Source organism: Luteimonas cucumeris, assembly GCF_007830035.1.
Lineage (GTDB): Bacteria > Pseudomonadota > Gammaproteobacteria > Xanthomonadales > Xanthomonadaceae > Luteimonas_C > Luteimonas_C cucumeris.
On sequence record NZ_VLKN01000005.1, the window covers coordinates 120,446 to 142,089 of the forward strand.

Sequence of the window (21,644 nt, forward strand, 5' to 3'; positions counted from 1 at the left end):
TTCCGGATTCTGCAAAACTTGCGTTATCGGACCGATGCCGTACAGCGTGCGGCTGCAGCGTGACGACGTGAGTGCACACCAGGGCTCCGCGGATGCCGGCGTGCGTCGCCTGGTGCGGCTGCGCACCCGCGACGAGGCCACGCACATCGGTCGCGGCGATACTGTTTTCTCGACGCGCAACGAAGGTTTCGTGGAAGGTGAGCGCGAGCAGGGACTATTTGTGCACCGCACCCGTCTGCTCAGCCTGTATCGCTGCTTCGTCTCCGGCCGCCGGCCGATACCGGTGACGCTGTCGCAGGTGCGACAGGACAGCTGGCTGGGCTACTACATCGCCGCGGCACCAAGCCAGGATGGCGATGCCGATTCGCCCGACCACGTCGCCCAGAACGCGCTGGAGCTGCGCATTTCGCGTGTGGTCGGGGAAGGCATGCACGAGCATTACGACATCACCAACTACACCCCGGAGCCGGTGCGGTTCCGGCTGGCACTGGAAGTGGATGCCGACTTCGCCGACCTGGAAGAAACGCGCGGCGAACGCCAGCAGCGCGGCACGCTCGATCGGCGTTGGCGCCGCGCCGGCGATGCGCACGAGCTGATGTTCGATTACCACGCCCAGCATCGTTTCAGTCATCAGGGCGAACGCGGCACCGCGCACGTGCGCCGTTCGCTGACGCTGCGTATCCGCAATGATGGCGAATCGCCGACGCGCCGCGGCCGGCGCATCACCTTCACCATCGAGCTGCCGCCACAGGGCCGCTGGCATGCCTGCCTGGACTGGATCGCGGGCGTCGACGGCGAGCCGCTGCCGACGCCGGCCTGCGATGCCTTCGCCGATGTCGAAGCTGCCGACCAGGACGGCGCGTTGTTCCTGCGCGAGGCCACGGTGTTCACCACCGCCGAGAGCACGACGCTGGCCGGCGTAGTCACCGAGGCGCTGGCGCGTGCCAAGTTCGACCTGGCCGCGTTGCGCCTGCCGCGCTTCGATCATGGTGCACGTGCCTGGACCATCGCCGCAGGCGCCCCGGCCTACGTGGCGCTGTTCGGGCGCGACACGATCGTCACCGCCGGCCAGGCCGCCATGCTGGGACCGGAGATGTTGCGCGGCACCCTGATCGAGATGGTGAGCTGGCAGGGCAGCGAGCGTAACGACTGGCGCGATGAGCAGCCCGGACGCATCCTGCACGAAGCGCACAGCGGGCCGTTGGCATTGCTCAACTACAAGCCGCAGGCACGCTACTACGGCTCGATCAGCAGTTCCGGCCTGTTTCCCGCCGCGTTGGCGCAACTGTGGCAGTGGACCGGCGATCGCGACGCGGTGGCGCCGCTGATCGAACCGGCGCTGCGCGCCCTGCGCTGGCTCGACAGCTGCACCGATCCGCGCGGATTCCACGCCTGCACGACGCGTTCGCGCAAAGGCGTCAAGAACCAGACCTGGAAGGATTCAGACGATTCGATCCGCTACGAGGATGGCACTGAGGTCGCGCAGCCGGTCGCCACCTGCGAGGAACAGGGCATCGCCTATGCGGCGAGGATGGCGATGGCCGAGGTGCTGTCGGCGTTCGATCGCCGCGATGAAGCGCGCCGGCTGCGCCGCGAGGCGCAGGCCTTCAAGCGTCGTTTCAACGACGCCTACTGGATGGAGGACGAAGGCGTGTTCGCGCTTGCGCTGGACCCGCAGGGGCGGCAGGTGCGCAGTATCGCGTCCAACGCACTGCACTGCGTGTACAGCGGAATCGCCGACGACGCGTTCGTGCCGCGCATCTTTGAACGCCTGCTGGCGCCGGACATGTTCAGCGGCTGGGGTATCCGTACGTTGTCCTCGCAGCATCCGTCCTATAACCCGTATGCCTATCACCGCGGCACAGTCTGGCCCGCGGAGCACGGGCCGTTCGCGTTCGCGGCGTGCCGACATGGCCTGCACGACTGCCTGGAGCGGATCTGCAGGAGCCAGTTCGAAGCGGCGTCGCTGTTCGATTTCCGGCGTCTTCCTGAATGCTTCAGCGGCCATCCGCGCGATGCCGAACACCCGTTCCCCGCCATCTATCCTGCCGCCAACGCGCCGCAGGCCTGGTCCGCCAGCACGGTACCGGCGCTGGTGCAGGCCATGCTCGGTCTGCGTCCATCGGCGCCGGAAGCGTTGTTGCGGATCGATCCGAACCTGCCTGCCTGGCTGCCGGACATCACCTTGGGCGGATTGCGCGTCGGCAACGCGGTCGCCAGCCTGCGCTTCCATCGCGGCGACGACGGACATACTTCGTACGAGGTGCTCGACCTGCGCGGCGAGTTGCGCATCAGCACGGAAAAGCCCGGCAATGGCGAGTCCCGCGAAGTGGGTTGATGAACAGGCCGCGATACGCGCTTGGCCTTCACGCAGGTTTATTCCACGCCGCCGCATGCTGCGGTCGGCAACGCGTCGAGGTAGCCGAAATGACACAGCAGGATCGCAAAGACCCTCCGATCGAAAAAGACAAGCCGTGCCCGCCGGAAACGGAACAGGAACGTCGGCTACGCAAGCAGCGCGAAAGCGAGAACCAGGACGAGGCGCTCGAGGAAACGTTCCCGGCCAGCGACCCGGTATCGCCGTTCGTGCCGGCCAAGGCGCCGGACTGATGCGCCGTGCCTGCAGCGCGATCGCCGTCTAAAGCTGCTGCCATGGCAGCAGTTCATCTTCTGTCACGAGCGCCGTGCGGTCGCGAGCATATGACGCACTTGCAAGCGCAGCATGCCTGCGGTAAACCCGTTTTGCCGGTGATGGCACGCGTCGCCCTTCGGCTTTCATGACCACGCTAGACAGCACACCGCCAGCGGTATCGAATACGCGGCCTACGGCGCCGTTGTCCGACGACGGCCAACTGTTCCGCCTGCTGGTGCAGGGCGTCACCGACTACGCGATCTACATGCTCGATCCGGACGGCATCATCTGCAACTGGAATGCCGGCGGCCGCCGCATCAAGGGCTATGAGGAAAGCGAGGTCATCGGCCAGCATTTCTCGCGCTTTTACACCGAGGCCGACCGCATCGCGGGCCTGCCCGCGCATGCCCTGGAGGTGGCACGACTGCACGGCCGCTATGAAAAGGAAGGCTGGCGCCTGCGCAAGGACGGGTCGCATTTCTGGGCCTGCGAGGTGATCGACCCGATCTGGCAGCACGACCGCCTGATCGGCTTCGCCAAGATCACCCGCGACATGACCGAGCAGCACGAGGCGGAGTTGCGGCTGGAGGAAGCCCGGCGCGCGCTGGCGCAGGCGCAGAAGATCGAGGCGGTCGGAAAACTGACCCTGGGCCTGTCGCACGATTTCAACAACCTGCTGTCGGTAATCGTCAACAGCCTGGACCTGATCGTGGTCCATCGGCAGGATGCCGCGCGCACCAGCGCGCTGGTGGAAGGTGCGTTGCGCGCGGCCGAACGCGGCTCGCAGCTGACACGGCAGTTGCTGGCGTTCGCCCGCGGACAGGAGCTGGCGCCCGAAGCGCACGATCTCAACGCGCTGCTGCTGCGCTCGCGCGAGTTGTTCCTGCGTTCCTGCGGTTCGACGGTCTGCTTCGAGTACGAACTCGGGCAAGCGTTGCCCGAGGTGCTGATCGATGGGGTCCAGTTCGAAGCGGCGATACTGAATCTGCTGGTGAACAGCCGGGACGCCATGCCGCAGGGCGGCCGCATCGTCATCGTCACCGAGGCGCGACGGATGGCCGGCCCGCTGCCGGACGCGCCGCTGCGCAACCATGTCACCGTGAAAGTGGCCGATACCGGCGCAGGCATGAGCGAGGAAGCGCTGCAGCGGGCGGTCGAGCCCTTCTTCACCACCAAGGATGTCGGCAAGGGCAGTGGGCTGGGTCTGAGCCAGGTGCATGGCTTCGCAGCCCAGTCCGGCGGCTTCCTGCAGCTGGAAAGCCGTCCCGGCGTCGGCACCAGCGTGTCGATCTGCCTGCCAGTCGCCGGAGAGTGAATGATGGCGCTACGGATACTGATGGTGGAAGACGATGCGATGCTGGGTCCGCTGGTCGCCGGGGCGCTGGTCGAGGAAGGCTATGAAGTGCTACTGGTACCCGATGGCCCCGCGGCGCTGGACATCCTGCGCAGCACCGCTGCGATCGACGTCGTGTTCAGTGACGTCAGCATGCCCAACGGCATCTCCGGCATCGAGCTGCTCGAACATGTCGACCGGCTGCAGCCGCAGGCGCGATGCATCATCGCCTCCGGTTATGCAAAGGTGCAGTTGCCGCCGCTGCCGCCACGCGCGGTGTTCCTGCCCAAGCCGTATCGCATTCCGCAGCTGGTGGCGGCCTTGGCGTCGTAGCGCTACGGCACGGCGTCTTCGTGCGCCTGCTCACGGCCGGGCGTTGCCCTCCTGTGATGATCCATCGCGACGGCCTGGGCGATCCATGTGCGTTTTCGCTACAGGCTCTTGCCGGCGCCGCCAGCGGTGTCATCGTCTTCGTCGCGTTCCAGTGCCGGGCGCACACCCGACGGCACCTGTTCGACACCGTCGACCTGGTTGCCCTGGCGCTCGAGTATCGCCGCGTCGTCCTGCGGTTTTTCCTCAGGATCGGGCCGCTTGCGTGGCTGCGTCATGATCTGCTCCCGGATTGGCGAGCGTCGAATCTAGGCCTTGCCGGTTCGCGACGCCGTGAACACCGTGACCGCGAAATGTTTTCCCGCCCGGAAACACTTTCCGCTCACGCGCCGGTATCGAAAGGCTGCCTAGCATCGATGTTCCCCAGCCACCACACCCACGGAGAATCCGATGGCGGTCAAGAATCTTGAAGATCTGTTCGTGCACTCCCTGTCGGACATCTACAGCGCCGAGAAGCAGCTGACTAAGGCGCTGCCGAGGCTGGCGCGCGCCTCCACCAATCCCGATCTGGCGACAGCGTTCGAGACGCACCTGGAGGAGACGCAGGGACAGATCGAACGCATCGACGAGGTGGTCGACAGCCTCGGCATCAAGCTCAAGCGCATGAAGTGCGTGGCGATGGAAGGACTGGTCGACGAGGGCAAGGAGGTCATCGAGGCAGTCGACAAGGGTCCGGTCCGCGATGCCGCGCTGATCGGCGGCGCGCAGAAGGTCGAGCACTACGAGATCGCCTGTTACGGCACGCTGTGCGCACTGGGCAAGCAGCTCGGCTACACCGATGCGGTGCAGCTGCTGGCGCAGACGCTGGATGAGGAGAAGGCGACCGACAGGAAGTTGTCGATGCTCGCCGAACAGGGTGGGGCCAATGAGGAAGCCGCCCAGGCCGCGTAACCGCACCCTGCTGCGGGCGCCGCCGGCCGCGTCGCCGGCGGCGCTGGCGCCGGCGCTGTCGTTGATGCAGCAACTCTACGATCTGGATGCGGCACTGGCCCGCAAACAACGCACGGCCTTGAGCATCCACGACATCTACGACGAATGGCATGCGCATGATGCCGTGATCAGGCAGGCGCGCAGGCGCAGATCGCGTGCCTGGGCCGCCGAACTGCTGCAGACCATCGCGGTGAGGCACGGCATCGGCGGGTGGACGAATCTTTCGTCGTCTCCAGGCGCCTTCTGGATGGATGGCGGAAACGACGGGCCACCCGGGCAGGGCATGACGGATTAGGAACGCTGACCGCAGGCGGATCACCGCCGTGCGATCAGCGCGGATTGCGCGGCAACGAATTATGCACGGCCGTGGCCGCGATCGCGGCATGCCCGAGTCCGACCGAGATCTGGTTGAGCGCGCTGACCACGTCACCGATCGCATACAGGCCGTCCACCGAGGTCATCTGGTTCGCGTCGACCACCAGGTCGCCCTGTTCGTCCTGGCGCGCGCCGATGGCGGCCGCCAGCGTCGATTGAGAGATGCTGCCCAGTGCCGGATACAGGCTGTCGAAGCGGTGTTCGCGGTCGCGCGCGTCGAGAACCATGCAATCGCGGCCATCGAACTGCAGGCGACAAGGCCCGTCCAGCAGCGTGACGTCCGCCTGCGAGGACGCGGCGCGGCGTGCGCTGCCGGCACTATCCGCGTCGAGCGGTGCCACGTACACCTGCCGCGAAAAGGTGCGCAGGAACCGTGCATGACGCAGGGCCGCATCGAACGGGCCGTAACAGGCAATCCGTCCGTCGCTGGCCTCGTAACCGTCGCAGACCGCGCAGAGGCGGATCGCGGCGATGTCGATCGCCTGCTTTGCCCACGGAACCGACGGAAGCACGTCGCGCACTCCGGTCGCCAGGATCACGCACGGCGCGTGCAGAGGCGCGGTACCGTCGTCGATCTGGAAGGTCCCGTCATCGAGACGATGCAACGCATGCGCACGGCCAGCGCGGATCGTTACGCCGTAATCGCCGGCCTGTGCCTTCAGGCGTTGCAGGAATTCCGTGCCCGGCACGCCGCCGAGGAATCCCGGACAGTTGTGGCTGCGTGGGATCAGATGGGCACGACTCTGGCCATCGTCGATCACCGCGATGTGGCGATGAAATCGGCGCAGGTACATTGCAGCGGTCAGCCCGCTGGGACCGGCACCGATCACGACGCAGTCGATCGTCTGCTGGCTGCTGCCCACGTGCAGGATCGTGCGTCAGGAGCTGCGTTTGCGGTCGCCGTGGTCGCCCTGCCCGGACGTCGTTTTCGTCTTGGCCGACTTGCGTACGTCCTGCGAAAGGGAACGGCCGACATCGTCGACTTCGTCGAAGCGTCCCTGTTCGTCGCGGCGGACGTAGCGCTTGTCGCCGTTGGGCGAGATCAGCTCGCGCTTGCTGGAAGTCTTTCCGGTTCTCTCGGTAGCCATCGCTGCAATCCGAAGCGGAGGTATCCCGACCATACTCACTGCATGTAAACGGCACGCGAAGCTGGCGTTGCCGCAAAAATGCAGGCTTTTCCCTTCACGTGACCGTGCGTCGCCTTGCTTAGATTGTCCTGAACGCATTGCGCCGTCCGGCGCTATTTCCAGCGCGAATGCAGGGTTCTTTCGCGATCGCCTGCAGCCCGCCGTACATCTTCCGACCAGCGCCGGATTGACGGCGCGAAGGAGTGACTGATGGCAAGTCGCAACGACACGTTCTGGCGCCGCAACGGCCTCAGCCTGGCGTTCATCGGCTTCATGCTGGCCTCGCTCGTCGGCCAGGCGCTGACCGGTCACGAAGTTCACAACCAGGAGCGCATCGAGCAGGGCGGCACGCCGATCACGCTGTCGCAATACCTGGTCAGCGGCCACTTTGTCTCGGCCACGTTCGAGAACTGGGAAAGCGAGTTCCTGCAGATGGGCATGTACGTGCTGCTGACCGTGGTGCTGCGCCAGAAAGGGTCGGCGGAATCGCGGCCGATGTCGCACGCACAGGAAAAGAACCGCATCGAGCAGGGACCCAAGCCCTGGCCGGTGCGCGTCGGTGGCATAGCACGGACGCTGTACGGGCACTCGCTGGCGATCGCTTTCGGCATCCTGTTCCTGTTGTCGTTCGCGCTGCATCTCGATGGCAGCTGGCGGCGGGAAAGCACGATGCGCGCATTGCAGGGCGAGGATCCGCTACCGCTTGCGGTCTACGCCGTCGAGCCGCAGTTCTGGTTCGAGTCGTTCCAGAACTGGCAGAGCGAATTCCTGTCCGTGGTGTCGCTGGTGCTGCTGAGCATCTGGCTGCGGCAGAAGGATTCGCCGCAATCCAAGCCGGTGGAAGCACCGCACTCGCAGACCGGCACCTGAGGGTCGCGGCGTTCGCCGCGACTCAGGTCTGCAGCACGCCACCTTGCGGCAGTTGTCTCTCAGCTAAACCATTCATGAAATGCCGCAGCCGTTGGTCAGGACAACCGCAACGTCCCTGCCATCGACGGATACCGCGGCAATCGCCGCGGATCGGATCGCGGCTGCGGTAATCGCGCGGAAACAAGTTCACCGTTGCGCAGCCCGTGCGCGATGCGGGCTGGTTCGCGCTGCGATCCGTGCACGAACTTCTGGCATGGCTTTTGCGCTGTTTTCTGGAGACGAGTGCGACATCAGCGCCATGTCATCCAGTCGGCAGGAAGGAATCCAAATGAATGAAACTCCCACCCGCATGCCGGGCACTCCACCCGCGCAGACCCAGGAGCAGCAACCCGGCGAGCAGCGTGCCATGCATCCGCAGCCGGAATCGATCCGTGATACGTACCGCGGCAGCGGACGGCTGGATGGCAAGGTGGCGATCGTCACCGGCGGCGACAGCGGCATCGGCCGCGCCGTGGCGCTGCACTTCGCGCGCGAAGGCGCATCCGTTGCGGTGGCCTACCTGGAGGAGAAGGAAGACGCCCGCGAGACCGAACGGCTGGTCCGCGCAGAGAACGCGGACTGCCTGCTGTTCGCCGGCGACCTCGGCGACGCCCAGCGCTGCCAGGCCTTGGTCGACGCCACGATGGAACGTTTCGGCAAGCTCGACATCTTGGTCAACAACGCCGCCGAGCAACATCCGGTCGACAAACCCGAGGACCTCGATCCGGGCAATGTGCAGCGCACTTTCCGCACCAACGTGTTCGCATTCGTATATCTGACCACCGCCGCGTTGCCGCACCTGCCCGACGGCGGCAGCATCATCAACACCAGCTCGGTGACCGCGGTGCGCGGCAACAAGCAGTTGCCGGATTACTCGGCGACCAAGGGCGCGATCCTCGCATTCACGATGTCACTGGCGCAGGCGGTGGCCGAGCGGGGCATCCGCGTGAACGCGGTCGCGCCGGGTCCGATCTGGACACCGCTGATCCCGTCGACCTTCGATGCGAAGGAAGTCGCCGAGTTCGGCGCCAGCACGCTGTTCAAGCGTCCCGGTCAGCCGTCGGAAGTCGCGCCGGCGTACGTATTTCTCGCATCGCAGGAAGCGTCCTACATCACCGGACAGACCATCCACATCAACGGAGGAGGACATATCAGTGCATGAAGATCGCAATACCGGCACCGCGGAAGTGAAGGCGGTGGGGCAGGAAATCCTGCAATTTGGCGCCCGTTTCCTGCAGGCGGGCAAGGAATGGTTCAACGAGAGGAGACACGACATGGCACAACGCTACAACCAGGACGAGCAGCGCAATCCCGGCGGCCGCGACTACGCTGGCGAGCGCTCACAAGGCGCGGTCTCTCGCTGGGACGACGAGGATGGCGGCTACGGACATTCGCAATATACGGCGTCGCAGTCGTCTTACGGCCAACAACAGGGCCAGCAACGCTACGGTCGCGAACGCTCGATGGGCGGCGGCCATGGCCAGAACGCGCAATGGCAGCCACAAGGCCAGCAGACACCGCGTTATGGTCAGAGTCTCGATGACGAATACGGCAACAGCCGTGGCTACGGCAGGCAGGGATACGGCCAGGATTACGGTTCGCAGTCGCGCGACTATGGCGCGAGCGGACGCGACAGCGGCTGGCAGGATCGCGGCTACGGGAGCGAGCGTGGCGCATATCAGAGCGCGGACTACGGTGCTGGCCGCGGGCGCAATCGCGACGAAGAGCTGTCGGCCTATGGTCGGCAAGGCTCGCTCGGTGGCGGCCGCGGTGCGTATCCGGGCAACTATCAGGCCGGTCAGTATGGCGAAGACCGTTCGCGCGAAGATCGCTGGCAGGAATCTCATGCCGGCGGCCGGCAGGGCAGTGGTTACCAGAGCATGTCGCAGCCGGGTTATGGCTCTTCGATGCAGCATGGCGAACACTACAGCGGCATGGTGGGCGGCTTCCGCGGTCGTGGTCCGAAGAACTATTCGCGCTCGGACGATCGCATCACCGAGGACCTCAATGAACGTCTGATGGACGCCGACGACATCGACGCCAGCGAAGTCAGCGTGCGGGTCAAGGACGGTGTCGCCACGCTGGAGGGTACGGTGCAGCACCGCTGGACCAAGCACCGCATCGAGGACGTCGCTGAATCCTGCAGCGGGGTCAAGGACGTCGAAAATCGCATCCGCGTCGAGCGCACCGGTGCCGGACAGGATCGTTCGATGGCCGGCAGCAGCACCACGAGCACTTCGCGTCGCACCGGCACGACGTCTACCGGCGCATCGATGCGCAGTGCCACCGGCACCGGACAGGACGGCAACGATGCCGATCCCGACCGCGCCGGCACCTCGGCGCACTGAGTTGCAGCGACGGCACGGACCGGCCGCTCGAGCGGTCCGTGCATCACTCCGATCAGCCGGTAGCGCTTGTCCGCTACCGGCTCTTTCTTTACGAAACGATCACGGCAGGAGAACTTTCGCCGATCCGGATCGCAGCTACGCGCCGCTGCGCCGGATTCGAATGTATTTACATGAACACATCCGGACCTTCTTCGTCGCGACTTTAAACACGCAGTTAACCGCGTCGCACACATGATCTGACTCCGGCATGAGACCCACCAGGAGTATGCGATGGCGCCCCATGTGATGATTCTCGACGACGATGTCTGCTTCGCCCGTTCCACGGCAGAGCTCGCACGCACCGAAGGCTATCAACCGCACATCGTACATTCGCTGGACGAGGCGCGCGGCATCACGCGCCGCCAGGCGATGGACCTGATGCTGCTGGACCTGGAGCTTCCCGACGGATCGGGACTGGACCTGCTCGACGACCTCGATTTTTCCGCGCACGGACAGATGGCGATCGTCACCGGAAATCCTTCACTGGATACCGCCGCGCTGGCGGTATCGACGCCGATCATCGATTACCTGATCAAGCCGCTGGATCCGGAGCGGCTGATCTCGGTGCTGCGCAATTCGTCGGCATTGTCGGCGAGCGGGTCCGCGCAGGACAACGAACTGCCCGGTGTGATCGCGTGCAGCAATGCGATGCGCGCGCCGATCAACCTGGTGAAGCGCGTGGCGCCTTCGGAAGCCTCGATCTTCCTTGAGGGAGAAACGGGCACCGGCAAGGAGGTTTTCGCACTGGCGATCCATGAACTCAGTGGCCGCACTGGCCGTTTCGTGGCGATGAACTGCGGCGCCACGCCCGCGGAACTGCTTGCCAGCCAGCTGTTCGGCCACGAACGCGGCAGTTTCACCGGCGCCGTGCAGCGCCATGTCGGCGTGTTCGAACAGGCCAAGCACGGCACCCTGCTGCTGGACGAGATCACCGAGATGCCGATGGACCTGCAGGTCTATCTGCTGCGCGTTCTGGAGACCGGCGCGGTCCGCCGCGTCGGTGCCAACGACGAAACGACGACGCCGGTGCGCGTACTGGCGGCGACCAATCGCGATCCGTTGGACGCCATTGCCAAAGGCCAGCTGCGCGAGGATCTGTATTACCGCCTGGCGGATTTCACCATCAGCCTGCCGCCGTTGCGCCAGCGCGACAACGACGTGGTCGCGCTGGCCAGGCATTTCGTCGGCCAGCTCAACGCGCGCTACGGGCTGCGCAAGTACCTGTGCCCGCGCAGCGTGCGCAGCCTGCAGTCCTACTCTTGGCCCGGCAACGTGCGCGAACTGCGCAGCGCGGTGCAGCGCGCCTATTTGTTGACATCCGGCGACCAGATCTCGGTGACGCCCGGCCGCGGTCGCGCCACGGTTCCAGTCGAGACCGACGACACGATCACTTTCCCGATCGGCACGACCTGGGCGGAACTGGAACGGCGCACGCTGCTGAAGGTGCTGGCGTACTGCGCCGGCGACAAGACCGCAGCGGCGAAGATGCTCGGTGTCAGCGTGCGCACGATCCACAACCATCTCTCTCGGCTGCGGCAGGAGGAGCGTGCGGCCGGCGACGTCGGCGCGCATCCATGAGCGACGATCGCGAGCGGCAATGGTTCCATGACTTGCGCAACGCCTTCAATGCCCTGTGCGTGACCACGGCGGTGATGAACCGGGTGCTGGCCGAAGGCCGGATCGAACGCGCGCGGCAGCTGGCCAAGGACATGGAGCTCAGCTGCGAACGCTGCCGCGAACTGATGAACCATCCGCCACGCGAGTAACCGGAGATGATGATCGATCCCACCGCTGCAAATCCTGCAGCGGCGCTGCAGGGCTTGCCCTGGCGTGCCGGATGACGGCCATGGAGACCGCGCAAGCGCGCCCTTAAAGCACGAAGATCACTGGCATGCATCTTGCGCCTTTCAGGTCATCCCGAACCGCGTGTGGTCATGGACAGGAACCATCCGACAGCATCGAAAAGCACCGCCTTTTCGATTGGTCGCAATGACGCGGCCAACGACGCCGCGCTGGCATTCGCGTCCACGTCGGTCTGCAAGGCCCACAACTCATTGCCGACAGCGCCGGCGGCAATGCCCGCCGGTCGTCATTCCCATTTCGTTCTCGCCCGACATGCTCGACCTGGTAACGAACAGTCGGGTCTTCCCTGCGGCGCGTCTGCGTCGCGAAATGCCTCTCGAAGGCACCTGTCAGGAGAACGGTAATGCCCACCAACAATCCCCGTGGTGAGAACCAGCACACCAAGCGCGACCCATCCAAATCCGCCAGCGCACCGTCCAGAAACGGCGCCGCGTCCAAGTCTGCCGGATCGCGCTCCAGCGGCAGTACCACCCAGAGCAAGTCCAAGCCCAGCAAGCGCTGACGCGTTCGGAGGGCGGCCCGCCATGGTCGCCTCCGCGCAATGGCTTTGATTCGTGACCGGCCATGAGCGATTTCAAACCACAACAAAAAATGCTGAGCGAGCGTGACGCCCAACTTTGCGACGTATTCGGGCGCGAAGCGCGTCTGTACTTCAACGAAGCCAGCTGGAACGAGGTATGTCAGCGAGTATCGCTGCACTGGGAAATGCTGCGGCGATCCGACGAACCCTCCTGGGCGATCGTTAGGCCGCTGGTACAACGCGCGTTCGAGCAGGCGGAAGAGGAACTTCGCAGCAACGCCAGTTGACGCTGTACCGCGAGGCCTGCGCATGCGCGCTCAGCGCAGCGCGGGCAGCACGGCGCTGCCGAAAACGTCGATGAACCGGGACTGGTCCTGATTGACGTTGTGCAGGTAAAGCTGCTCGAAGCCCAGCGCCAGGTCCTGCTGCAGCCACGCCACGTGTCGTTGCGGGTCACAGGATACGCGCACGCTGTCGGCGACCTGTGCCGCACTTACCCGCAATGCTTCCGCTTCGAACTGTTGCGGGGTGCGCAGCTCTTCCGACGCCTCCGCGCCCAGCACATTGGTGCGCCATTGTTCGTACGCACCACGCAATGCCTGTGCGTCGTCCGCCGCGTAGGAAAGCTTCACCTGCAGGTACATCGGCTTGCCGTCGCCACCGCCCTCGCGGAAGGCCGACACCAGCGCGCGCAGCCGGTCCGGCTGCTGGTTGACCGTGATCAGTCCGTCGGCCCACGCCGCACCCCAGCGCGCCGTGTCCTCGCTCAAGGCGGCCACCAGCAATCTCGGTGGCTCGGACGGACGCGTGTACAGCTTTGCATTGCGGACCGCGAAGCTGCCGTCGTGGTCGACTTCCTCGCCCGCCCACAATGCGCGCATCACTTCGACAGCCTCGAGCAGTCGCTGGTTGCGTTGCGGCTTCCCTGGCCACGGCTCGCCGGTGATCGCCTCGTTGAGCGCTTCGCCGCTGCCCACCGCCATCCAGAATCTTCCGCGATGCATTTCCGCCAGCGTGGCGGCTTTCTGCGCGACCACTGCAGGATGGTAGCGGCCGACCGGCGAGGTCACCACGCCGAATGGAAGGCGGGTCACCGCCATGGCGGCGCCAAGCCAGCTCCAGGCATAGCCGCTATGGCCCTGCGCGCGGCTCCAGGGATGGAAGTGGTCCGAACACATCGCCGTGTCGAATCCCGCCGTTTCCGCCTGCCGGACCAGTGCCAGCAGTCGGCTTGGCGCGAACTGCTCGTGGGATGCGTGATAACCGACGCAGGCCATGCGGATTTCCCTGTCGATCGAATCGAGCATACGAAGCGGCGGTGAACGCCATGCGAGCCTCGCGCATCGTGACGCGGCATACGCACGCGGCGTGGTAAATGCTGTGCGCATGGACATGACGATCGGATGCACGCGCTGGGCGATTGCCGAAGGCTATATCCCCGGCTGGAGCCACGGGCCGGCGCCCGAACTGGAAAGCCACGAGACCTGTTGCATCCTGAATGCGGGAGAGCGGGTCGCCAACGTGCGCATCACCATCTATTTCGAGGACCGCGAGCCTGCCGGCCCGTATCGGCTGACGGTGCAGCCGCGGCGCACGCGACATCTGCGTTTCAATGAACTCGAAGATCCGGAACCGATCCCCAGGGAAACGCCATACGCCAGCGTGATCGAATCCGACGTCCCGATCGTGGTGCAGCATACGCGGCTGGATTCGCGCCAGGCCGAGAACGCGTTGATGACCACGATGGCGTATGCCTGCGACTGACCGCGCATGGGCCACGTGTGGCGCAACTGGTCCGGCAGCATCAGTTTCAGGCCACGGCAACTGGAATGTCCGGCCTCGGCATCGAAACTCGCGGCGATCGTGCGCGCGGTCCATGCGCGCGGAGGAACATTGCGCGTGGCCGGCGCCGGCCATTCCTCGACCGATCTGGCTAGCACGACCGATACGCTGTTGTCGCTGGCACGCCTGCATGGCGTGATCTCGGTCGATCCGGCACGCTGCCGGGCAACCGTGGCGGCGGGATCGACCCTGCAGGAACTGGGCAAGTCGCTCTACGAACACGACCTGGCACTACCCAACTACGGTGATGTCGCCACCCAGACCATCGGCGGCGCGATCGGCACCGGCACCCACGGCACCGGTCTGGAGCAGCCGAACCTGTCCGAGATGATGGTCGGCGCAAAACTGGTCGATGGCCGCGGCGACGTGCGCGTCATCACTTCCGACGACATCGAAACGTTGCACGCGGCGCGCGTGGCGCTGGGCACACTGGGCGTATTCACCGAAATCACGCTGCAACTGGTACCGACCTTCGACGTGGAAAGACGCGAGTACGCCGCCGCCACCGACGACGCGCTGGCGGACTGGCCGCGCCTGGTGGCCGAGAATCGCAGCTTCGATTTCTACTGGTACCCGCGCCGCGATGACGTCAAGTTGCGCCTGGTCAACCCGCTTGGCGGCGGCACCGTGGCCTTGCCGTACGCACGTGCGCTGGAAAAGCACAGTGGCTACAGCCACCAGGTGATACCGACCCACAGCGGCCTGCCGTACCGGTTCGAGGAATGCGAATACGCCGTGCCCTACGAGGATGGCCTGGCCTGCTTCGCGCGCATCCGCGAGCGAATCAAGCGCGACTGGCGACGTCTGGTCGGCTGGCGCGTGCTGGTCCGCACGGTGGCCGCCGACGACAGCCATCTCAGTCCGGCACAGGGGCGCCGTACGGTCACCATTTCGCTGCACCAGAACCATTCCTTGCCGTGGCAGGATTTCTTCGCGGACATGGAACCGATCTTCCGCGCGCACGGCGGACGGCCGCACTGGGGCAAGAAGCACGGCATGCGTGCCGCCGACCTGAGGCCGCGATATCCGGCCTGGGATGCGTTCCAGCGCATCCGCCGCGCGTTCGATCCGGACGGCACCTTCCTCTCGCCCTACCTGCGACAGATCCTGGGAGACGCGCATGAGTGATGCCATCGGATGCGCACGCTGGGCGATTGCGGCGGGCCATGCACCGGCACGATCGCGCGGCGTGGAGCCGGCATTCACGAGCCACGATCGTTTGTGCCTGTTGAACGCCGGTGCGGTGCTGGCCAATGTCCGGGTACGCGTGCTGTACGCGGCCGGCGCCGAGGTCGGTCCGTATCGGCTGAGCGTGGCACCACGGCGGATGCGCCATGTCAGGGTGAACGACCTGATCTTTCCCGAGGCGATTCGGCTCGACGAAGCCTATGGACTGATCGTGCGCAGCGACCAGCCCGTCGTCGTGCAGTTCAGCCGCCAGGACACGCGCGCGCTGATGAATGCAGGAATGATGACGACGGCCTGGCCCGGAATCGATTGAATTCCGCATTCATTTTCGCGCAACGCGTACTGCAGATTTTTCCCGCGTCGGAAGGGTTGGCAGTGCACGCGGTTTGCACGATCGCCGCCGTAGGTTGCAGCGAACGCTACAGGCAGGAGATCCACCGTGCGAATTGCCCAGATCGCGCCACTATACGAGGCGGTTCCACCGAGTCTTTACGGCGGCACCGAGCGTGTGGTGGCGCACCTTACCGATGCCCTGGTCGATGCCGGGCATGAGGTGACCCTGTTCGCCGCGGCCGATGCCGATACCCGCGCCACGCTGGTGCCGTGTCGCGACCAGTCGATCCGGCTGGATCCGGCGCCGCTCAAGTCGGACTTGGCCGTGCACCTGGCGATGCTGCACGAAGTCTCGCGGCGCGCGGATCAGTTCGACATCCTGCATTTCCACGTCGACCTGCTGCATTACCCGTTCTTCGCGCATTGTCCGCAGCGCACGATAACGACGCTGCACGGCCGCCTTGACCTTAAGGACCTTCCGGTCGCATATGCGCGTTGGCCGCAGTTCCCGCTGGCGTCGATCTCCGATCATCAGCGCCGTCCATTGCCGGACGCACGCTGGATCGGCACGGTCCATCACGGTTTGCCGGACCAACTGTGCCCGTTCAGCGCGCGCGCGGAGGGCGGCTATCTTGCCTTCCTCGGCCGCATCTCGCCGGAGAAGCGCGTCGATCGCGCCATCGCCATGGCGAAGCGGGCCGGGTTGCCGTTGAAGATCGCCGCCAAGGTCGATGTCGTCGACCAGGCCTATTACCAGGAATCGATCGTGCCCTTGCTGGACGATGCGTCGATCGAGTTCGTCGGCGAGATCAACGACCGCGAGAAAGCCGATTTTCTCGGCCGCGCAACCGCGCTGCTGTTCCCGATCGACTGGCCCGAACCGTTCGGCCTGGTAATGATCGAGGCGATGGCCTGCGGTACGCCGGTGGTGGCCTGGGAATGCGGTTCCGTGCCCGAGGTGGTGGATGACGGCATCACCGGTCGCATCGTGCGCTCGCTCGACGAAGGCGTCGCCGCGATCGGCGATGTGTCCGCGTACGATCGCCGCGCGATCCGCGACGTGTTCGAACGCCGCTTCACGTCGGCGGTCATGGCCCGTACCTACCTCAAACTGTATTGGCAACTGATCAGCCAGGACGAGACGCGCCGGCGTTCGGCGTGATCGCAGTTGCATTCTTGCCACTGTGTTAACGCCGTTTGCGGCATATCGATGCTGTCATTCCGGCAGGAGTACGTCATGCCACGCGGCGACAAATCCAGCTACACCGACAAGCAGAAGCGCCAGGCGGAGAAGATCGAGGAGAGCGAAAAGGAGCAGGGCCGCTCCGATGAAGCCGCCGAGCGGATCGCCTGGGCCACGGTCAACAAACAGGATGGCGGCGGCAAGAAGAAGCGCGCGACCAGGAAAGCCACAAAGAAGTCGGGCCGGAAGTCCACCAGCAAGACCACCAAGAAGGCGGCCAAGAAAGCCACCAAGAAGACTGCGAAGAAGGCCACCAAGAAGGCGGCGAAGAAGACTACCCGCAAGACGGCGAAGAAGAGCACGAAGAAGGCTGCCCGCAAGACGGCGAAGAAGGCCACCAAGAAGACCGCCAGGAAAGCCGCCAAGAAAGCCGGCAAGAAGGCGGCCAAACGCAAGACAGCGGCCAGGAAAACGGCGCGCGAGCGCAGCTGATCCGGCCGGCGGCGGTGGAATCGTCAGCGCGACAGGGCCTGGGTACCACGCACGTACTCAAGGATGGCGATACCTTCGTGGTGGCCGACCGCGAGGGCAACATCAGTGGCGAAAGCCAAGGCCTGTTCCATCACGACACGCGGCTGCTTTCCTGCTATGCGATGCAGATCGATGGCGGCACGCCGTTGCTGCTGAGTTCGTCGGTCAGCCGCGACAACGTCTTCTTCCGCGCCCACCTGACCAACCGGCCGCTCAGCCCGCTTGGCTATCCGTCGATGCCGCAGGGACTGGTATACATCGCGCGCACGCAGTTCGTCACCGACAGCCGCCTGCACGAGCGCATCGTCTGCAGCAATTTCGGCGACCAGCCGATCGTGCTGCCGGCACGGTTCGAACTGGCGGCCGACTTCCGCGACATGTTCGAGGTTCGCGGCAGCATCCGCGCCGCGCGCGGCGAACTGCTGCCGGCCGAGGCCGCCGGCAATGGGCTCTTGTTGCGCTATCGCGGCCTGGACGGCGTCACCCGCACCTCCTGCGTGACATTCTCGCGCGCGCCGACCGCGGCCGGGCCGGGATTCCTGCAGTTCGCGTTCTACCTGCCGCCGGGCGCGCGCGACGAACTGTACGTGGAGGTCGGCGATGAGCCGATCGCGGAAGCCGGCCGCGAGCGCTTTCGTTCCGCCGCGGCGCGCGCGCGCCTGCGCATCCGCGCACGCAATCGTCGCGGCAGCCGGTTACGCAGCAGCAGTCCGTTGTTCAACGCGTGGATGCGGCGCTCGCAGGCGGATCTGGCATTGCTGACCAGCGATCTCGAAACCGGTCCCTATCCCTACGCCGGCATTCCCTGGTTCTCGACGCCGTTCGGGCGCGATGCCGTGATCACCGCATTGCAGACGCTGTGGCTGGATGCAGCGCTCGCGCGCGGCGTGCTCGCCTTCCTGGCCAAGCACCAGGCCCGCGAAGTCTCGACGTTCCAGGACGCGGCGCCGGGCAAGATCATGCACGAAACGCGCAAGGGGGAAATGGCGGCGCTGCGCGAGTTGCCGTTCGGACTGTACTACGGCGGCGTCGACACCACGCCGCTGTTCGTGATGCTGGCGCACGCCTACGCCACGCGTACCGGCGACATGGACTTCATCGAACGCATATGGCCCGCGCTGGTTGCGGCGGTGGGCTGGATCGAGCAGGTCCGCGACGCCAATCGCCTCGGTTTCCTCGACTATGCGCGCGGCGAGCACTCGGGCCTGGCCAACCAGGGATGGAAGGACAGCGAGGATTCGGTGTTCCATCGCGACGGACGCGCACCGGTCGGGCCGATCGCGCTGGTCGAAGTGCAGGGTTATGCATTCGCCGCGCTGCGCGGCATCGCGGCCTTGTCGCGCCGCCGTGGCGACGCTGCGGCCAGCGAGCACTGGGACGCGCGCGCAGGCGCATTGCGCGAAGCGGTCGAGCGGCATTTCTGGAGCGAGGAACGCGGCTACTACGGCATCGCCGTGGATGGCAACGGCGTGCTGTGCGATGTGCTGGCCAGCAACCCCGGTCACCTGCTCTACGTCGGGCTGCCGCAGGAGTCGCGTGCCGAACGCGTCTGCGAACAGCTGATGAGCCCCCGGTTCCGCACTGGCTGGGGCCTGCGCACGTTGGCCCAGGGCGAGGCGCGGTTCAATCCGATGTCGTACCACAACGGTTCGATCTGGCCGCACGACAGCGCGATCTGTGCTGCGGGCATGGCCCGCTACGGGCGTCGCGACGCGGCCGTGGTGCTGTTGCGCGAAGCCTTCGAGGCTGCCGTGCATTTCGACTACCGCGTGCCGGAACTGTTCTGCGGGTTCTCGCGCGCGCAGGACGCCAATCCCGTCGCCTATCCGGTCGCCTGCCTGCCGCAGGCATGGGCCGCAGGTTCGCCTTTCATGCTCGCACAAGCCTGTCTTGGCATCGTCATCGATGGCCACGCGGATCGGCTGCAGGTGGTGCAGCCGCAATTACCGATCGGCGTGGACGACATCAAGGTCCGTGGCTTGCGCGTCGGTGAGCGCACGCTGGACTTGATATTCCGGCGCAGCGACGACCAGGTCCTGGTGTCCACCGGGGAAAGCGATGGCGATGCCGAAGTCCTGCAGTCAGCGGACCGCGCCCAGCACGGCGCAGAGGCGGAGCTCAAGCCGTAGTCTGCACATCCCCGACGGCGTCGGCGATCGACAGCTCGTTGTCCAGGCCGCGCACGCCCTGCATTGCCGCTAACGCCTCGGTCAGTGATTCGGCGTCCGCCTGCGGCACGCTGCCGCGAAGCACGACATGTCCGTGGCGCACGTCGACCTGCACCGCGCCGGGGTGCGCGATCAGGCGGCCGAGCCGTGCACGGATCCGGTCGTGAAGCCGGCTGTCGTCGACTTCGCGGCGCGACAACTTCGCCCGCGTCCTGGCGACCGCTCCCTGCATGCGATCGGCCGCGCGCCTGGATTTGGCGCGACCATACCTCTCGATGTCGTGGACGGCCGCGGTCCCCTTGTCGCGCACCATGGCCCGGCGGCGGCGCCCGACCGCGGGATCCAGGTAATACATCGCCACCGCGCCCAGGGTGAATGCGGTGGCAAGCTTGAATACGTTGTTCATCGATCTCCTCCATTGCAGCGCTTGCAGTGAAACGAAAGGCTCGGATGTCTACTGCCTGGCGGCCACGGGTTTTCCGTCTGCCTGCAGCAACGACCAGCTGCCCCATTGATCCTCGACGCCATGGCCTGCGGTACGTCCCGCGCCGCGGTCGGCGGCATAGCGGTACACCGGATGTCCGGCGTAGGTGACGTGCAACGCGCCATTGGTGCGGGCGAGCATGCCCAGCTTTTCGGCCTGGATGCCTTCGCCGGCGACCGGTCGCGCCTGCGTTGCCAGCACCGGCGGCCATGCCTCTTCGCAGGCGGTATCGCATTTGGTGCCGTCTTCGTTGCCGCGCAGGAAATAGACGGCGCTGCCAGCGCGGTCCGTGACATGACCTGGAGATCCGTCCGCAGTGGCCGTCGCTTTCAGGCTCACCTCCGAGGTGTCCGGAACGCCTTGCGTACCGGTACCGTCCGGCGCGTTGGGTTGGGGCGTCGGTCGCGTCGAAGACTGCGTTGAAGGCTGTGATTCAGGCTGGCCGCGCGTCACCGACGGCGCGGCGTCTTCGCCACGCCGGCAAGCGGGCAGGGCCATGACGAAGGACAGCGCCAGCCCGAGAGGCAAGATGTATTTCATGAAATCCTCCTGTTTTCGTTGGCGCGGTCTCCAGCATCGAAGTGCCGCGCACCGATCATCGCTGCGATTTCAGGTCGGACGGGCCGCGGCCGACGAGATGGAACATGCACCGGAACGCATAACCGCCAAGTGAGATTGGAGTTATGAGGATGGCGAATCCGGCGGGGTATCTGCGAATATCCGCGTCGCGCAGCATATGCAGGCCGTGAAATTAGTTCACTGCACGCCGGGATGCGGCAATCGATCCGCGCGCGGATTCCACGTTGCATCTGCGCTGGAGCGAACACGATGGTCCTCCGGTGCCGCCGCCGCGTCGCCGCGGCTTCGGCACGCGCCTGATCACCCAGGGCCTGCGCGACGAACTGGACTGCACGGTTTCACTGGACTTCAACGTCGCCGGCGTAGTCTGCACGCTGGATATCCCGTTACCGGAGCCTGGGCCATGACGCCCGCCCGCATCCTGATGGTCGAGGACCAGATGCACCTGGCCATGATGCTCGAGGAGATCATGGCGGACGCCGGCTACGACGTGATCAGCGCCGGCAAGCTGGAGCGGGCGATGAAGCTGGCACGCGACATGCCGCTCGATGCGGCGATCCTGGACATCAATCTCGGCGACGGCATTACCGCCTATCCATTGGCGGACCTGCTGGAACGGCGTGGCGTGCCCTATGCATTCGCGTCCGGTTACAGCGAGTGCGATATCCCGCAGCCCTATCGCAGTCACCTGACTGTACACAAGCCGTACGCGCCGCAGGACATTCTGGCGGCGATCGGTTCGCTGCTTGCCGATGCGCCCGGGACCACGGGACGCGCTGCAACGTGATGACGCACGGAACCGCGGACGCGGGCATGGATAGTCCGGGTGACATCATCCGATGACGATGGCCCGCAGGGAACGCGTCGGTT

Annotated in this window: 27 protein-coding genes; 21 read left to right on the plus strand and 6 right to left on the minus strand. The window is 65.6% G+C overall.

From position 1 onward, the window contains the following. The first annotated feature begins 67 nt into the window (after nucleotides 1–67). The 4 genes from IP90_RS11400 to IP90_RS11415 all read left to right on the plus strand — a co-directional run bounded on the left by IP90_RS11400 (nucleotide 68) and on the right by IP90_RS11415 (nucleotide 4,298). Entirely contained in the window at nucleotides 68–2,338 is a 2,271-nt protein-coding gene (locus tag IP90_RS11400; RefSeq protein WP_206751914.1) for an amylo-alpha-1,6-glucosidase, read from the plus strand. Between the two features lie 89 nt (nucleotides 2,339–2,427). Beyond that, nucleotides 2,428–2,610 carry a hypothetical protein gene (locus tag IP90_RS11405; protein WP_144899772.1) on the plus strand — a complete coding sequence of 61 codons (183 nt, stop codon included), beginning with the start codon at nucleotides 2,428–2,430 and terminating at the stop codon, nucleotides 2,608–2,610. A gap of 167 nt (nucleotides 2,611–2,777) precedes the next feature. Further along, nucleotides 2,778–3,947, plus strand: a complete 1,170-nt coding sequence (locus IP90_RS11410; RefSeq protein WP_144899773.1) for an ATP-binding protein — start codon at nucleotides 2,778–2,780, stop codon at nucleotides 3,945–3,947. Next, entirely contained in the window at nucleotides 3,948–4,298 is a 351-nt protein-coding gene (locus IP90_RS11415) for a response regulator (protein WP_144899774.1), read from the plus strand. 98 nt (nucleotides 4,299–4,396) lie between these two features. Here the strand turns inward: IP90_RS11415 and IP90_RS16630 are convergent, their stop codons facing one another. Then, nucleotides 4,397–4,573 (minus strand): hypothetical protein, encoded by a 177-nt coding sequence (locus tag IP90_RS16630; RefSeq protein WP_158635334.1) that lies wholly within the window; start codon nucleotides 4,571–4,573, stop codon nucleotides 4,397–4,399. Nucleotides 4,574–4,745: 172 nt separating this feature from the next. Here IP90_RS16630 and IP90_RS11420 point away from each other — a divergent pair, with 172 nt between their 5' ends. Beyond that, nucleotides 4,746–5,246, plus strand: coding sequence for a YciE/YciF ferroxidase family protein (locus IP90_RS11420; protein ID WP_144899775.1), 501 nt, complete (start codon nucleotides 4,746–4,748; stop codon nucleotides 5,244–5,246). After that, entirely contained in the window at nucleotides 5,221–5,580 is a 360-nt protein-coding gene (locus tag IP90_RS11425) for a hypothetical protein (protein ID WP_144899776.1), read from the plus strand. The genes IP90_RS11420 and IP90_RS11425 overlap by 26 nt, the downstream gene beginning before the upstream one ends. 34 nt (nucleotides 5,581–5,614) lie before the next feature. Here IP90_RS11425 and IP90_RS11430 read toward each other — a convergent pair whose 3' ends face one another. Then, nucleotides 5,615–6,523 carry an NAD(P)/FAD-dependent oxidoreductase gene (locus IP90_RS11430; RefSeq protein ID WP_242007571.1) on the minus strand — a complete coding sequence of 303 codons (909 nt, stop codon included), beginning with the start codon at nucleotides 6,521–6,523 and terminating at the stop codon, nucleotides 5,615–5,617. A gap of 15 nt (nucleotides 6,524–6,538) precedes the next feature. After that, nucleotides 6,539–6,748, minus strand: a complete 210-nt coding sequence (locus IP90_RS11435; protein WP_144899777.1) for a hypothetical protein — start codon at nucleotides 6,746–6,748, stop codon at nucleotides 6,539–6,541. A gap of 249 nt (nucleotides 6,749–6,997) precedes the next feature. Here IP90_RS11435 and IP90_RS11440 point away from each other — a divergent pair, with 249 nt between their 5' ends. From IP90_RS11440 to IP90_RS11465, 7 genes are all read left to right on the plus strand, one after another. Next, nucleotides 6,998–7,657, plus strand: coding sequence for a DUF6766 family protein (locus tag IP90_RS11440; RefSeq protein ID WP_144899778.1), 660 nt, complete (start codon nucleotides 6,998–7,000; stop codon nucleotides 7,655–7,657). 328 nt (nucleotides 7,658–7,985) lie between these two features. Beyond that, nucleotides 7,986–8,858, plus strand: a complete 873-nt coding sequence (locus tag IP90_RS11445; RefSeq protein WP_242007572.1) for an SDR family oxidoreductase — start codon at nucleotides 7,986–7,988, stop codon at nucleotides 8,856–8,858. Next, nucleotides 8,851–10,044, plus strand: a complete 1,194-nt coding sequence (locus IP90_RS11450; RefSeq protein WP_144899780.1) for a BON domain-containing protein — start codon at nucleotides 8,851–8,853, stop codon at nucleotides 10,042–10,044. The genes IP90_RS11445 and IP90_RS11450 overlap by 8 nt, the downstream gene beginning before the upstream one ends. Nucleotides 10,045–10,314: 270 nt before the next feature. Then, nucleotides 10,315–11,661 (plus strand): sigma-54-dependent transcriptional regulator, encoded by a 1,347-nt coding sequence (locus IP90_RS11455; RefSeq protein ID WP_144899781.1) that lies wholly within the window; start codon nucleotides 10,315–10,317, stop codon nucleotides 11,659–11,661. Further along, nucleotides 11,658–11,849: a hypothetical protein gene (locus tag IP90_RS11460; protein ID WP_144899782.1), complete on the plus strand. Its 192-nt coding sequence runs from the start codon at nucleotides 11,658–11,660 to the stop codon at nucleotides 11,847–11,849. Before IP90_RS11455 ends, IP90_RS11460 begins: the two co-directional genes overlap by 4 nt. Nucleotides 11,850–12,289: 440 nt before the next feature. Then, on the plus strand, nucleotides 12,290–12,448 hold the full coding sequence (locus IP90_RS16635; protein ID WP_158635335.1) for a hypothetical protein: 159 nt from the start codon (nucleotides 12,290–12,292) through the stop codon (nucleotides 12,446–12,448). A gap of 62 nt (nucleotides 12,449–12,510) precedes the next feature. Beyond that, nucleotides 12,511–12,753 (plus strand): hypothetical protein, encoded by a 243-nt coding sequence (locus tag IP90_RS11465; RefSeq protein ID WP_144899783.1) that lies wholly within the window; start codon nucleotides 12,511–12,513, stop codon nucleotides 12,751–12,753. Between the two features lie 30 nt (nucleotides 12,754–12,783). Here the strand turns inward: IP90_RS11465 and IP90_RS11470 are convergent, their stop codons facing one another. Next, nucleotides 12,784–13,773 (minus strand): TIGR03885 family FMN-dependent LLM class oxidoreductase, encoded by a 990-nt coding sequence (locus IP90_RS11470; RefSeq protein ID WP_242007573.1) that lies wholly within the window; start codon nucleotides 13,771–13,773, stop codon nucleotides 12,784–12,786. Nucleotides 13,774–13,852: 79 nt separating this feature from the next. On the opposite strand from IP90_RS11470, the gene IP90_RS11475 reads away from it, so the two are divergent. From IP90_RS11475 to IP90_RS11505, 6 genes are all read left to right on the plus strand, one after another. Further along, nucleotides 13,853–14,230: a sensory rhodopsin transducer gene (locus tag IP90_RS11475; protein WP_144899784.1), complete on the plus strand. Its 378-nt coding sequence runs from the start codon at nucleotides 13,853–13,855 to the stop codon at nucleotides 14,228–14,230. Nucleotides 14,231–14,236: 6 nt separating this feature from the next. Continuing rightward, nucleotides 14,237–15,436, plus strand: a complete 1,200-nt coding sequence (locus tag IP90_RS11480) for a D-arabinono-1,4-lactone oxidase (protein ID WP_144899785.1) — start codon at nucleotides 14,237–14,239, stop codon at nucleotides 15,434–15,436. Further along, nucleotides 15,429–15,809, plus strand: coding sequence for a sensory rhodopsin transducer (locus tag IP90_RS11485; RefSeq protein ID WP_144899786.1), 381 nt, complete (start codon nucleotides 15,429–15,431; stop codon nucleotides 15,807–15,809). The genes IP90_RS11480 and IP90_RS11485 overlap by 8 nt, the downstream gene beginning before the upstream one ends. A gap of 126 nt (nucleotides 15,810–15,935) precedes the next feature. Further along, complete coding sequence (locus IP90_RS11490; protein ID WP_144899787.1) at nucleotides 15,936–16,991, plus strand: glycosyltransferase family 4 protein; 1,056 nt, start codon at nucleotides 15,936–15,938, stop codon at nucleotides 16,989–16,991. A gap of 75 nt (nucleotides 16,992–17,066) precedes the next feature. Further along, entirely contained in the window at nucleotides 17,067–17,504 is a 438-nt protein-coding gene (locus tag IP90_RS11495) for a hypothetical protein (RefSeq protein WP_199753458.1), read from the plus strand. A 14-nt stretch (nucleotides 17,505–17,518) separates the two neighbouring features. Next, a complete protein-coding gene (locus IP90_RS11505; RefSeq protein WP_199753459.1) occupies nucleotides 17,519–19,672 on the plus strand; it encodes an amylo-alpha-1,6-glucosidase in 2,154 nt (717 codons plus the stop codon). Here the strand turns inward: IP90_RS11505 and IP90_RS11510 are convergent. Together IP90_RS11510 and IP90_RS11515 are read right to left on the minus strand one after the other, a co-directional pair. Then, nucleotides 19,662–20,117 carry a BON domain-containing protein gene (locus IP90_RS11510; RefSeq protein ID WP_144899789.1) on the minus strand — a complete coding sequence of 152 codons (456 nt, stop codon included), beginning with the start codon at nucleotides 20,115–20,117 and terminating at the stop codon, nucleotides 19,662–19,664. The two genes, IP90_RS11505 and IP90_RS11510, sit on opposite strands and share 11 nt — an antisense overlap. Before the next feature lie 48 nt (nucleotides 20,118–20,165). Continuing rightward, nucleotides 20,166–20,735 carry a COG4315 family predicted lipoprotein gene (locus tag IP90_RS11515; protein ID WP_144899790.1) on the minus strand — a complete coding sequence of 190 codons (570 nt, stop codon included), beginning with the start codon at nucleotides 20,733–20,735 and terminating at the stop codon, nucleotides 20,166–20,168. Between the two features lie 263 nt (nucleotides 20,736–20,998). Between IP90_RS11515 and IP90_RS11520 the strand changes: the two genes are divergently transcribed. Then, entirely contained in the window at nucleotides 20,999–21,181 is a 183-nt protein-coding gene (locus IP90_RS11520) for a hypothetical protein (protein WP_144899791.1), read from the plus strand. Beyond that, nucleotides 21,178–21,561 (plus strand): response regulator, encoded by a 384-nt coding sequence (locus tag IP90_RS11525; protein ID WP_144899792.1) that lies wholly within the window; start codon nucleotides 21,178–21,180, stop codon nucleotides 21,559–21,561. Before IP90_RS11520 ends, IP90_RS11525 begins: the two co-directional genes overlap by 4 nt. Nucleotides 21,562–21,644: the final 83 nt, after the last annotated feature.